Here is a 14,398-nt window from a genome sequence, read left to right on the forward strand (position 1 = left end):
CGATGAGCGTCGACAGCATCGACACAGTCACGGATGATCCCGCCGGCTCACCCGCGGACTGGCCGGGCACCGGCCCGACCGGCGAGGTGGGCACCACGGTGCGGCCGAAAGTGGCAGGCGGCCTGGCCGCGCTGGCGGCGCGCCAGGACACCACGGTGTCGGAGGTCCTGCTGACGGTGCTGGAGGTACTGGTCAACCGCCACACCGGGCAGTCCGCTGTCGTGGTGGGCACGGTGCGGTCCGGCGCGGTCGCGATCACCACCCGCGAGGTCGGCCCCGATATGCCCTTCACCGAACTCATGGGCGGCCTGCGGGTCGCGCACGAGTCACCGGTGGATGTGCTGTTCGGTCACGAGAGCGACCGTGTCGCCGACGAGATCTACCCAGCGGCAGGCCTGACGGTCTGGGTTGCTGACCGGGCCGACCGCGGGATCGATGTCCGGTTGACGTACGCCACGGCGTTGTTCCGGTCGTCCACGCCACAGCGGATGGCTGATCACTTCCAGCGACTGCTCGCCTCCGCGGTGCGCAAGCCGAGCACCCCGGTAGGACGGCTGCCGATCCTCCCCGCCTGTGAGCAGCGCTGGCTGCTTGAGGCGGCCGACGGCGAACGACGGCCGCGTACCGCCGCCTGCTTGCACGATCTCGTCACCGCGCAAGCGGTTCGCCGGCCCGCTGCGGTGGCTGTGATCGACCGCGCGGGCAGGCATACCTACCGAGAGCTGGACGACCGGTCCAGCAGACTCGCGCATCACCTGCGTGCCCACGGGATCAGGCCGGAGTCGGTGGTCGCGGTCTGCCAGGACCGTGGTTTCGACCTGGTGGTCAGCCTGCTCGCGGTGCTCAAGGCCGGTGGCGCCTACCTGCCGCTGGACCCCGAGCACCCGGTCGACCGGCTCGAGTGGATGATCGCGGACTGCGCGCCCGCGGCCGTGCTCACCTCGTCGGACGTGCTGGGGGAGTGCGGCGCACCAGTGATCCGGGTGGACCGGACGGACCTGACCGGCCGGTCTCGCATCGCGCCGGTCAGCGGGGTGGGTCCGGCCAACTTGGCTTACGTGGTCTACACCTCCGGGTCGACTGGCAGGCCGAAGGGCGTCGCGGCAACGCACGCCGGGATCCGCAACCGGGTGCTGTGGGCGGTGGACGAACTCGGCCTCGGCGAGACCGACCGGGTGCTGCAGAAGACCACGATCTCGTTCGACGCCGCAGGCTGGGAGATACTGGCGCCGCTGGTGGCCGGTGGCACCGTGGTGGCGGCACCGCCTGGGGCGCAACGGGATCCGGTCGAACTGGTCCGGCTCACCGCCCACCACCGGATCACCGTCGCGCAGTACGTGCCGTCGGTGCTGGCCCAGGTGGTGGCGGAACCCGGCCTGACCGAGTGCACGGCACTGCGGATGGTGTTCTCCGCGGGAGAGGCATTGCCGGCCTCGCTGGCCGACCAACTGCTGCGCCGGACCGGCGCGCTGCTGTACAACACCTACGGGCCGACCGAGTGCTCCATCGACGCCACCGCGAAACGCTGCGGCATCGGCGAGCCCGGCCCGGTCGTCTCGATCGGGGCACCGCTGAGCAACACCCGCGTGCTCGTGCTCGACCAGTACGGCAACCTCGTGCCAGTCGGGGTGCCAGGGGAGTTGCACATCGGTGGCGTGGGGGTGGCGCGTGGGTACGTCGGGCGCCCAGCGCTCACCGCGGAACGTTTCGTCCCTGATCCGTACGCGGCCGACGAGGGTTCACGGTTGTACCGCACGGGCGACCTGGTCCGCTGGCGCGCCGACGGCATGCTGGAGTTCCTTGGCCGGCTCGACCGGCAGGTCAAGATCAACGGTGTTCGGGTGGAACCCGGCGAGATCGAGGGCTTGCTGCGGGAACATCCCGAGGTGCGGGCCGCGGCGGTGAAGCCGTGGGACACCGGTGACGGCCTCACTCTCGTCGGATACGTCGCCGCGACGCCTGCCACGGACATGGCCGCGATCCGTGCCTTCGCCGATTCCCGGCTGCCGAAGGCCATGGTTCCCGCGGTGTACGTCCGGCTGGACGAGTTTCCCCAGACAGCCAACGGAAAGCTCGACTACGCCCAACTTCCCGCACCCTCGCGCCGCACATCGGGCGCCGAGCGGGTGGCCCCGCGTGACGCCACCGAACTGGTGGTCGCCCGGATCTGGTCGGAGGTGCTGGGACCGGCCGCCGGTGATTTCGGCGTGCACGACGACTTCCTCAGCCTCGGCGGTCACTCACTGCTGGTGGCCAAGGTCGCCGCCCGGCTGCGACAGGCCGTGGGCGTGGACATCCCGTTCGCACGCGTGTTCAACGCACCGACGATCGCCGAGCTGGCCCGCGTCGTGGCCACGGCACCGCAGGCGGCAAGCGAAGCGCCCGTACCGGTCGACCGCAGCGGTCGTCTGCCACTGTCGCCTGCCCAGCAACAGCTGTGGTTGCTCGACCGGCTCAACCCAGCCGGACGCGAATACCTGCTCCCGGTGGCCCTCCGGCTGACGGGCGTCCCCGACGTGCCAGCCCTGCGTCAGGCCTTCACCGGGCTCGTGCGCAGGCACGAGATTCTGCGTACCCGCTACGAGGTTCACGGTACCGACGTGATTCAGGTGGTGGACGCCCCTGGCGCGTTCCCGTTGCGGACCATCGATCTCTCCGGGATGACCGAAGACTCGGCGCTCGCGGCGCTGCGGTCCCACGCCGAGCAGGGATTCGACCTCGAACGGGAGCACCCGGTCCGGGCCGTGCTCGCCAAACTGGCCGAGACGGATCACGTGTTGCTGATCGTGGTGCACCACATCGCGGGCGACGGCTGGTCGATGGACCCGATGGCCCGTGACCTGGCCCAGTCGTACCAAGCCGCTGTCGAAGGACGCGATCCATCGCCGGCGCCGTTGCCGGTGCAGTACAGCGACTTCACCGTGTGGCAGCGGAAGCGGTCAACCGCGACTTCCGTGGCGTATTGGCGTGACGCTCTTGCCGATGTACAACCACTGTTGCTGCCAACCGATCGTCCCCGCCCGGCGGTCCAGGACACCACGGGCGAGCGGCATGGGTTCACCATCCCGGCAGCCCTGGCCGCCGTGCTGGCCGAGCTCGGCCAAACCAGGCAGGCCACCCCGTTCATGACCCTGCTCGCGGTGTTCAAGGTCCTGCTCGCCCGGTACAGCGGGCAGTTCGACGTCGCCGTCGGAGTGCCGGTGGCCCGCCGGGATCTGGTCGTGGTCGAACAGCTGATCGGCCACTTCGTCAACACGATCGTCCTGCGCAGCAGGCTCGACGCGCGAGGCACGTTCGAGTCAGCGCTGGAACTGGTGCGGGACAACGCACTCACTGCCTACGGCCACCAGGACCACCCCTTCGAGCAGTTGGTCGCCGAGCTGGCCCCGGACCGGGACCTGTCCCGCAACCCGCTGTTCCAGGTGATGTTCCAGGTGCACGACGAGACCCGGACGCCGTTCAGCCTGACCGGTCTGGACGTCCGCCCGTGCACGGTGGCGCCACCGGCCGCGATCGTGGACCTGGCGTTGGCGCTGGAGCGCCGCCCGGACGGCGCCTGGTACGGCGAGTTCGAATACGCCACCGCGCTGTTCGACGCTTCGACCGTGCAACGGATGGCGGAGAACTTCGTCCGGCTCATCACCGAGATCACGGCGCAGGACGGCACGCCCATCAGTGATCTGGATCTGCTCGGTGCGGGCGAGCGCACGTTGTTGGCGGCACAGTTCGACGACAAGCGGCCGCGAGCCGCGGAATGCCTGCACCGCTTGGTCAGCCGTCAGGCCGCCGAGACGCCGGACGCGCCCGCAGTCCGTTGCGGTGCGGGCAACCTGACCTACAGCGAACTGGAGCAACGGGCCAACCAGTTGGCCGGCCACCTGATCGCGGCCGGTGCGCGGATCGGTGATGTGGTCGCCGTGGCCATGGACCGGGACGGCGGGCTCGTGGTCGCGTTGCTCGCGGTGCTCAAGGTCGGCGGCGTGTACCTGCCCATCGATCCACAGGACCCGCCCGAGCGGCTGACGTCGTTGACGACTCGGACCGATGTCCGGTTCATCCTCACACGGCACCAGCACGCGGCCAGGCTGCGACCGCTCGGCGCGCCGGTGGTCGATGTCGACGCCGAGCGGGAGCGGATCGCGGCTCGACCGGCTGTGCCGCCGGACGTGCCGGTGCGGCTGGGCGACCTGGCATACGTGATCCACACATCGGGTTCCACCGGCCGTCCCAAGGCGGTGATGGTCGAGCACCGGTCCTTCGTGGAGCACTGCGCGGTGATGGCCGGGGTGTACCGGATGCGGCCGGGAACCCGGGTCGCGCTGATGGCCTCGACCACGTTCGACGCGTCCATGGACCAGATCGCCGCGCCGCTGATCTCCGGCGCCGCGGTGGTGATGGTCGACCTGAGGGCGTCGTTGCCCGACGAGATGCTCGACCGGTTGACCGCTGAACACGTGAACGTCATCGACGTGACCCCGGTGTACTACCGGGAGTTGCTCGACCACCTCAAGCCCGGCGACGGTCGGCTGGCCGAACTGGAACTGATGAGCGTTGGCGGGGATGTCGTGACCTTCGCCGACGCCGCCCGATGGGCTGCGACCGGGCTGCCCGCCGGGTTCGCCTGCACGTACGGCCCGACCGAGGCCACGATCGCGTCCACGTACCACCTGGTGACCGCGCAAGAGCTGGCCGGCTGCGCGGCAGGTCGGTTCGTCCCGCTGGGCCGCGGGCTGATCGGCACGCCGCTGTACGTTCTGGACGAACGGATGAACCCGGTGCCCACCGGTGTGGCCGGCGAGCTGTACATCGGTGGCAGCCGGGTGGCCCGTGGCTACTTCGGGCAGCCGGGGATGACCGCCGATCGTTTCCCGCCGGACCCGTTCTCGGCCGAGCCAGGGGCGCGGATGTACCGCACCGGGGACCGCGTCCGCAGCCGCGCCGACGGAGTGGTCGAGTTCTTCGGCCGGGTGGACCGGCAGGTGAAGATCCGCGGCTTCCGGATCGAGCCCGGCGAGGTGGAGGCGACGCTGGCCGGCCACCCCGACGTGGGCCGCGCGGCCGTGGTGGCCAAACAGTCACGTTCGGGTGACCACGTGCTTGTCGGGTACGTGGTGCCACGCGATCCCGCTGCGGCACCGGACATCGAACTGGTGCGGGAGTTCCTGGGCAGCAGGTTGCCCGCCCACCTGGTGCCCTCGTACCTGGTGATGCTGACGCGACTGCCGGTGACGCAGAACGGGAAGGTGGACCGCGACGCGCTGCCGGAGCCGGACGTCGGCGCCACCGGTGACCGGCCGAAGTACGAGCCGCCACGGGACGAGATCGAACGACGTGTCGCTGAGATCTGGCAGGAGCTGATGGGAATCGCCGAGATCGGGGTGCACGACGACTTCTTCCGGCTCGGCGGGCACTCCCTGCTGGCGACCAGGGTCTGCCTGCTGCTGCGGCGCGACTTCGGCGTCTCGGTCGGGCTGCGGGCGTTCATGCGGGCCGCGACCGTGGCCGGAGTGGCCGGTGTCGTGCGGGACGAGATGGACGAGGTGATCTCCGCCCTGTCGGAGGAGGAGGTCGACGCCCTGCTGGGTGCTGACGAGAGGGACGGACATGAGTGAGGACAAGGCAGTCCGGGCCGCCCGGTTGCGTACCCGGCTGCTTGAGCGTCGGCTGGCCGCTCAGCGCATCACGCGTGCGGACCGGACCAAGCCGTTGCCGCTGTCGTTCGCGCAGCAACGGTTGTGGTTGCTCGAACAGTTACGGCCGGGCGGGCTGGAGTACCTGATCCCAGTGGCGTTGCGGATCGAGGGCGTGCTCGACGTGGCCGCACTGCGGCACGCGCTGGACCGGGTGGTGGCGCGGCACGAGGTGCTGCGCACCAGGTACGTCAGCGTGGACAACGTGCCGATGCAGGTGATCGACGAACACGCCGAGATCCGCGTCGACGAAGTCGATCTCCGTGAGCTGAAAGCCGGAGAGCGCGAGCGCCGCCTGACCGAACTGCTTGCCGCCGAAGGCAGGCGACCGTTCAGCCTGCAGGCCGAACTGCCGTTCCGAACGACCCTGTACCGGCTGACCGACACCGAGTCCGTCCTGCTCGTGACCGTGCACCACATCGCGTTCGACGGCTGGTCGGCCGACATCCTGCGGTCCGAACTGGTCACCGGGTACCAGGCGTGCCAAGCCGGAAGTCCCGATTCCGCACCGCCGCTGCCCGTGCAGTACGCGGACTTCGCCGCCTGGCAACGTGAACAGAACACGAGCACCTCGCTCGGCTACTGGCGCGAGCAGTTGGCCGGACTCGGCGCGTTGCCCCTGCTGACCGACCGGCCGTACCCGCCGGAGTGGGATCCGTCGGGCGCGGCGGTGCGGTTCGAGATCCCGGCCGAGCTGGCCGACGCGGCGACCGAGCTCGGGCGCGCACACGGCTGCACCCCGTTCATGGTCCTGCTTGCCGCGGTGCAGGCGTTGCTGGCCAGGCACACCGCACAGAGCGACGTGGCCGTGGGCACCCCGATGGCAGGCCGGACCGAGGCGGACGTCGCGGACCTGATCGGTTTCTTCACCAACACCCTTGTGCTGCGTGTGGACGTCAGCGAAGACATGTCGTTCGGCGACCTGCTCGCCAAGGTCGAACAGGCCACTCTGGAAGCGTTCGACCACCAGGACGTGCCGTTCGAGCAACTGGTGAACGAACTCCGGCCGACCAGGGACCTGGCTCGCAACCCGTTGTTCCAGGTGGCTTTCGTCTACGAGGTGGACGCGGGCGGCTCGGGACTGTCGCGGGCCGCGCGGATCAGCGAGATCCCGGTGGAGTGGACACCGGCGAAGTTCGAGCTGACCTTCGCCGTCCGGCAGCGCCAGGACGGTGTGCTCGCCGCGCACATCGAATACGCCACCGCCCTGTTCGATCGATCCACAGCGAACTCGTTGGCGGAATGCCTTGTCGCGCTGCTGCGGGCGGTCACGGCCGATCCCGGGACCCTGATCGGCGAGATCGACCTGGGCGCCGGAAACTCCGCGCCGCGGCCGTCCTTGTCCGTGCCCGCACCGGCTTGCCTGCACACGCTGGTGGAGCGACGCGCGCAGGAGCGGCCAGGCTCGGTCGCCATATCACACGGATCGACGAACGTGACCTATGCGCAGCTCAACCGGCGAGCCAACAGGCTGGCGCACCACCTCATCGCACTGGGCGCCGGTCCGGGCTCACTCGTCGGTGTGCGGATGAACCGCGGCGAGTGCCTGGTCATCGCCCTGCTGGCGATTCTCAAGACAGGCGCGGGGTACCTGCCGCTCGACCCGGCGCAGCCCGCTGGCCGGACCGGCTTCATGGTCGACGACTCGGCGGTCACCACCGTGCTGACCGAGCAGAGCCTGGCCAGTGACCTGGCCGGCACGGTGGACCACCTCGTGGTGCTCGACGACATGGGCCTGCGCTCGCGGCTGGCCGATCTGCCCGACGTGAACCCGGCACCACGGGCGAGCCTGGACGATCTGGCGTACGTGATCTACACGTCCGGCTCGACCGGACAGCCGAAGGGCGTCATGGTGAGCCACCGAAACGTCGTCCGGCTGTTCGCCGCGGCCCAGCCGCGGTTCCACTTCGGACACGAGGACGTGTGGACGCTGTTCCACTCGTACGCCTTCGACTTCTCGGTGTGGGAGATCTGGGGCGCGCTGACGTACGGCGGCAGGCTTGTGGTCGTGCCGTTCGAGGTCTCCCGTTCGCCGGAGGACTTCGCGGCACTGCTGTCGGCCGAGGCGGTCACGGTGCTCAACCAGACGCCGTCCGCGTTCGCCAACCTGCTGGGCGTGCCCGCGGACCAGGTGGGACCGCTGGCGGTGCGGGCAGTGGTGTTCGGTGGCGAGGCGCTGGACGTCTCAGCGCTGGCGCCGTGGTTCGCCCGGTACGGCGACAAGGCGCAGATGATCAACATGTACGGCATTACCGAGACCACCGTACACGTCACGTATCGCGAGGTGGTCATCGCGGACACGGTCCGCCACGGCGGCGCCGGGCGCAGCCCGATCGGCGCACCGCTGGCCGACCTCGAACTGCACGTGCTTGACGCGGCCATGCGGCCGGTTCCGCCTGGGATACCGGGAGAGTTGTACGTGGGTGGCGCCGGACTGGCCCGTGGCTACCTGAACCGGCCGCGGCTGACGGGCGAGCGGTTCGTGCCGGACGCGTACTCCGGGCGTCCCGGCGCGCGGCTGTACCGCACGGGTGACCGGGCCAGGCTGATGCCGGACGGCGAGATCGAATTCCTCGGCCGGGTCGACGACCAGGTCAAGATCCACGGTTTCCGGATCGAGACGGGTGAGGTGGAGAGCGCGATCACCCAGTACGGCCCGGTGGAGGCCGCGGTCGTCGTGGCACAGGGCGACGGCGCGGACCGGCAGCTCGTGGGTTACGTGGTACCGCGGCGAGAAGCGGAGTTCGACGGGGGAGCGCTGCGCGCGTATCTGACCAGCAGGCTGCCCCGTTACATGATCCCGGCCCGGTTCGTGCGGCTCGATGTTTTGCCGTTGACCGCCAACGGAAAGGTGAACCGGCGTGCTCTGCCCGAGCCCGCTCGGGTCGCGGTGGAAGCCGGTCGCGACCACGTACCGCCCGTCACCCCGGTCGAGCACGCCATGGCCGAGGTGTGGGCGGACGTGCTGCATGCCGAGCGGATCGGCACGACGGACAACTTCTTCGAGCTCGGCGGCGACTCGATCCGTGCGGTCCGTGTGGTCGGCCGCTTGCGGGCGGACGGCATCCCGGTCACCGTGCAGGATCTGTTCCGCCACCAGACGATCACCGCGCTTGCCGCCTCGACGCCCGCCGGACGGCACCCCGTCGCCGAGGACCGCCGGGTCCTGCCGATGGAACTGATCAGCGCGGCCGACCGGGCCGCACTGCCTGCCGGTGTGGTCGACGCCTACCCCTTGAGCGACGGCCAAGCCGGCATGGTCTACGAGATGATGGCCGACCCGGATCTGCGGCCGTACCACAACGCCGCCTGCTTCCTGGTCCGCGACAACGGGCCGTTCTCGCTTGACGCGTTGCGGCTGGCTGTCCAGGCGATGACCGAACGGCACGAGGTGCTGCGTACCTCCATCGAGCTCACCGGTTACAGCACCGCCTTGCAGCTCGTGTACGGCAAAGTGGATGTGGCTGTGGATCATGTGGACCTGCGCGAGGTGGACCCGGCCGCGCACGAGCGGTTCGTCGACGAGGCGTTGGGCGCCCAGCGACGGGATCTGTTCGACCTCACTCGACCTGGGCTCTGGCGGCTCGCGGTGTACCAGGAGGCCGACGACCGCTGGCGGTTCGCGCTGGTCGAGTGTCACGCCATCCTGGACGGCTGGAGCCATCACGCGCTGATCACCGAGATGCTGGCCTGGTACCGGGCGTTCAGGGACGGTACCGCCCCCGATGTGGCCGCGGCGCCCGTCACGCGGTACGCGGACTTCGTGCGGATGGAGCAGACCGCGGTCGAGTCAGGTGACCGGGAGTTCTGGGCCGGTCGGTTCGACTTGGCGGAGAAGCTGGTGCTGCCGGTCGTGTGGGCGGATCCGGAGCCGGGCCCCGATCCGGTCTACGACATCCACGTGCCCTACAGCCACCTCGAACCCGCGCTGCGGCAACTGGCGGCCGCGGCGGGTGCCTCGATGAAGAGCGTGTTGCTCACCGCTCATCTCAAGGTGATGAGCATGCTCACCGATCAACCCCGGTTCGTCACGGGGCTGGTCAGCAACGGGCGGCTGGAAACGGTCGACGGCGACCGGACGTTCGGCATGCACCTCAACGTCGTGCCGTTCGTGTCCCCGGAGTTCACCGGTAGCTGGTGCGACGTGGTGCGGGCGGTGTTCGCCGAAGAGGTCGCGTTGTGGCCGCACCGCCGTTACCCGATGGGCGCGATGCGGCGCGACCAAGGACGCGGTGACGCACTGGTCGACGTCGGCTTCAACTACCTGGACTTCCACGTGCTGGACCGGGAAAGCGTGGACGTGTCGGCCACTGTGGACCGCAGTCCCAACGAGGTCCATTGGGGAGTGTCGACCGAGTGGGGCCGGCTCGTGCTCGTCGGCAACGCCCAGTCCGTGGCCAAGGAGTACGGCATGATGCTCGGCCGGCTTTACAGCGCCGTGCTCACCGCGATGGCCACGGACGGATCCGCTTCCGCGGCAGGGAGCCTGCTTCCGGCCGTCGACCGGCGGCACCTGCTGGATCAGCCGGCGACAGTCACGGAAGTCGTTCCGCGCACGCTCTACGACATCGTGGCGCACTGGGCGGAGCGGACGCCCGGCGCCGAAGCGCTCGTGTACGGCGGAACCAAGCTGACCTACGCACGGCTGATCGCTGAAGCCGACCGGCTCGCTGTGCGGCTGCACACGGCAGGCGTCGGCCGGGGAAGTGTGGTCGGCTTGTGCCTGCCCAGGGGCGTGCACCTGATCGTGGCCGAGCTGGCCGTGTCCAGGGCAGGCGGCGCGTTCCTGCCGCTGGACCCGGGGCAGCCGGTGGCCAGGATCGAGTTCATGCTCACCGACGCGGGCGTGCGGCACCTGGTCCAGACCGAGGCGGTCGCGGCGGACCTGGGTGACCTGGGCCGCGAGGTGATCCTGGTGGACAGCCACGAGCCGCCTCCCACCGCGGTGGATCTGCCGGCAGTGGACACCGAGGACATCGCGTACGTGATCTACACGTCCGGTTCGACCGGACGGCCGAAAGGGGTCGCTGTGCCCCATCGGGGATTGGCCCACATGGTCGCCACGCACGCCGAGCACGTCGGCATCGAGCCCGGCGAACGCGTGCTGCAGCTGGCCTCGCCGATCTTCGACATCTCGATCTTCGAGATCCTGCTCGCGCTCGGCCAGGGCGCGACCCTGGTGACCGCTGCGCCGGAGCGGCTGGTGCCCGGTGAGCCGCTCGCCGAGCTCATCTGTGCCGAACGCGTCACCCATCTGGCGATCGTGCCGTCCGCGCTGGCGTTGCTGCCCACCGACGGCTACACGCCCCGCGTGGTGGTCGTCGGCGGCGAGGAGTGCCCGCCTGCCCTGGCGGAACGGTGGTCATCGATCGCCAGGTTCGTCAACGGATACGGCCCGACCGAAACCACCGTGTGGGCCACTGTGGACACCTGTGTGCCCGGTACCGGGCGGCTGACCATCGGCCGGGCGATCAACGGGGCGCGTGCCTACGTGGTGGATCCGGACCTGCGGCCGCGACTCACCGGGGTGCCCGGCGAACTGGTCGTCGGCGGCATGGGCGTGGCCACCGGCTACCTCGGACGGCCCGGCCTGACCGCGGAGAGGTTCGTGCCGGACCCGTTCGGCGACCAGCCCGGTGGCCGGCTCTACCGCACGGGAGATCGGGTACGGCGGCTGGCCGACGGCCGGATCGACTTCCTGGGACGGCTGGACAGCCAGGTCAAGATCCGCGGGCACCGGGTCGAACTCGGCGAGATCGAGGCGTACCTGCACGAGCACCCGTCGGTCCGCCAGGCCGTGGTCACCACGTTCCGTTCACCGGGCGGTGACCTGCAGGTGGCCGGCTACTACACCACGGCGGGCCAGGACGTGCCGTCCGCCGACGTGGCGGCGTTCCTCGGCACCGGCCTGCCGGGCTACATGGTCCCCAGCGCGTTGATCCAGGTGCCGGAGTTCCCCAGGACCCCCACCGGGAAGCTGGACCGCAACGCGCTGCCGTCGCCGGCGACAGGCGACGTGTCGAACCGTCACGAGTACGTCGTGCCGAGGACCGCGACCGAACAGGTCGTGGCGTCGACGTGGGAGGAGATCTTCGGTGCCGGGCGAGTGGGTGCCTACGACGACTTCTTCATGCTAGGTGGGCACTCGCTGCTGGCGATGCGGTGCGTGTCGCTGTTGGCACAGCGCCTCGGCAGGCCGGTCGTGGTCGGTGATCTGCTGACGCACCGGACCGTGGCGGGTCTGGCCGCTTTCCTGGACGATCCCACGGGAGCCAGCCGGGACGACCGGGCGCTTGTGTGGCTGCGCAGGGAAGGCGATCAGGCGCCGGCGTTCTGCGTGCACCCCGGTGGTGGCAGCGTCCACTGGTACCGCGACCTGGCTTCGCTGCTGCCACCGGGCGTTCCGGTGGCCGCGTTGCAGCACCCGGCTGTGGTCGATCCGCGGATGGCGGGCTTGGACATCACCGAGCTGGCCGGGCTCTATCTGCGCGAGGTGTTGCCGGCCCAGCCCAGTGGGCCGTACCGGCTGTTCGGCTGGTGCGGCGGCGGCCCGGTGACCTGGGAGCTGGCCAGGCTGCTGCGCGAGCGTGGCGACGAGGTGTCCCTGCTGCTGCTGGATCCCACGGTGGACATCACCGGCGGTGGCGAGCAGCCCGAGGTGCTGCGGATGCTGCGGGAGGCCGAGGTCCTGCTCGGCGAGCTGGTCACGACCGAGGACCAGGCGCGGGCAGCCGAGATCAGGGCGGAGGTCGCGCCGACGTTGCGGCGTGCGGTCGACGACGACGGCGGCGTGGAGATCACGCCGGACTCGGTCGGGCCGGAGTGGCTGGACCGGATCCGGACCTGGTGCGGCCTGCACGACGCCGCACTCGCCTACCGCTATCCCAAGATCGACCTGCACCTGCGGCTGGTTCTCGGCGACGAGTTGCTCGACGAGGCGCACGAGTCGATCGACGGCCTGGCACTGGACGACTACCTGGACCGCTGGCACGAGGTGGCCAGCGGCGGGGTCACGGTGTGCCCGGTGCCCGGCAACCACCTCGGAGTGCTGGCCCAGCCGCACGTGTCCGGGCTGGCCGATCTGATCGGCGCGGCCTGGGACACCGACGAGCGGCGACTGCTCGCTGCCGCGGCCGTGGGTGACGAGTGAACGAGCCCTCGCCTGCCGGAGCCGGGCGACCGGCTCCGGCAGGCGGACCACCACGCCCGGCCGCTCTGGGCAGAGACGAGGCGACAATGACCGCGACCACGCCGGTGACCGAAGAGTCGCGCGGCACCCGGACGCCCGCCCCGCCGCTTCGGCGCAACCGGGCGTTCACCCTGCTGTGGACGGGATCGGCGATCTCGGCGCTCGGCTCGAGCGTCTCGGCGTTCGCGTATCCGCTGCTGGTTCTGATGATGACCGGATCGGCGTCCGCCGCCGGGCTGGTGACATTCCTGGCCACGCTGCCCAATATCCTGTTGCAGCTACCCGCGGGGGTACTGGTCGACCGGTTCGACCGCAAGCGGATCATGGTGGTCTGCGACATCGGACGGGCACTGGGGTTGGGCAGCATCGCGGTCGCGTTGCTCCTCGGGGAGTTCTCGTTGCCGCACATCGCGGTCGTCGCCTTCGTCGAGGGCGCGCTCTCCGTGCCGCACCGGTTGTGCTCGAGTGCCGCGATCCCCAATGTGGTCGAGGAGGAGCATCTGACCACAGCCTTCGCACGCAACGAGACCAGGGACCGTGCGGCGCATCTGCTGGGCAACCCGATCGGCGGCGCGCTGATGGGTATCGGCCGGGGTATCCCGTTCCTGTTCGACGCGCTGAGCTATGTGGTGTCCGTGGTGTCGTTGTTGTTCATCCGCAAGCCGTTCCAACGCGGCCGGTCGGCGGAGAGCGAGCGGCCCGAGCCGCGCGGCGGCATGTTCGACGACGTGAAGCAGGGTGTCGCGTGGCTGTTCAAGCAGCCGTTCATCAGGACCACGACACTGCTCGTGGGCGGCAGCAACTTCCTCTTCCAGGCACTGAGCCTGGCCGTCGTGGCCAAGCTCGCGGGCTCGGGCACGAGTCCGGCGGTCATCGGCTGGGTGCTGTCGGCCGCCGGGATCGGCGGCACGGCCGGGGCGCTGCTCGCGCCGCGGTTCAACCGGCTGCTTACCCTGCGCGCCTTGGTGATCGCGGCGAACTGGGGGTGGGCGGCGCTGATTCCCGTTGTGGCGCTCGTGGACGATCCCGTCGCGCTGGGCGCGGTGTTGGCGCTGATCGTGTTCATCGGCCCGGTCTGGAACGTCGGTGTCGACGTGTACCGGCTGTCGGTCACGCCGGACGAGTTGCAAGGCCGGGTGTCGGCGGCGGCCGTCCTGGTGGAGTTCGGCACGATCCCGCTGGGGGCGCTGCTGGGCGGCTACCTGATCGACCAGCTGTCCAGCGACACGACTGTGCTGGTCCTGGGTGGCTGCATGGTGGTGTTGGCCGGGCTGGCCGCGGTGAGCAGGTCGTTGCGGCGTACGACCAGTTGAGCGTACCCGTTGTGCGTCTCCACGCTGGGTGTGTCCAATTCTTGCTGAACAGCTTGCCAAGATCAACAGTGTGTCGGTAGCGGGATCCGCCAGTGTTGGTCGCATTCGGCTGCGCGGGTGATGGCGTGTCGTCTCCTACAGTGCGCAGGGTGTCAGCCGGGGTCCGTTCGGTTTGTCCTGTCATGATGGCAGGCCGTTCACCACCG

3 protein-coding genes are annotated in these 14,398 nt (G+C 69.9%); all 3 read left to right on the forward strand.

Features of this window, described 5'->3' with window-relative positions; genetic code table 11:
* The first annotated feature begins 2 nt into the window (after nucleotides 1-2).
* The gene (locus tag ALI144C_RS07560; protein WP_076986276.1) at nucleotides 3-5,612 is read left to right on the forward strand and encodes a non-ribosomal peptide synthetase; all 5,610 of its coding nucleotides are present in this window, start codon (nucleotides 3-5) and stop codon (nucleotides 5,610-5,612) included.
* Nucleotides 5,605-12,840 (forward strand): non-ribosomal peptide synthetase, encoded by a 7,236-nt coding sequence (locus tag ALI144C_RS07565; protein WP_076986277.1) that lies wholly within the window; start codon nucleotides 5,605-5,607, stop codon nucleotides 12,838-12,840. The genes ALI144C_RS07560 and ALI144C_RS07565 overlap by 8 nt, the downstream gene beginning before the upstream one ends.
* An 86-nt stretch (nucleotides 12,841-12,926) precedes the next feature.
* Nucleotides 12,927-14,192, forward strand: a complete 1,266-nt coding sequence (locus ALI144C_RS07570; protein WP_076986278.1) for an MFS transporter — start codon at nucleotides 12,927-12,929, stop codon at nucleotides 14,190-14,192.
* Nucleotides 14,193-14,398 lie beyond the last annotated feature (206 nt).

The organism is Actinosynnema sp. ALI-1.44, from assembly GCF_001984155.1.
Lineage (GTDB): Bacteria > Actinomycetota > Actinomycetes > Mycobacteriales > Pseudonocardiaceae > Kibdelosporangium.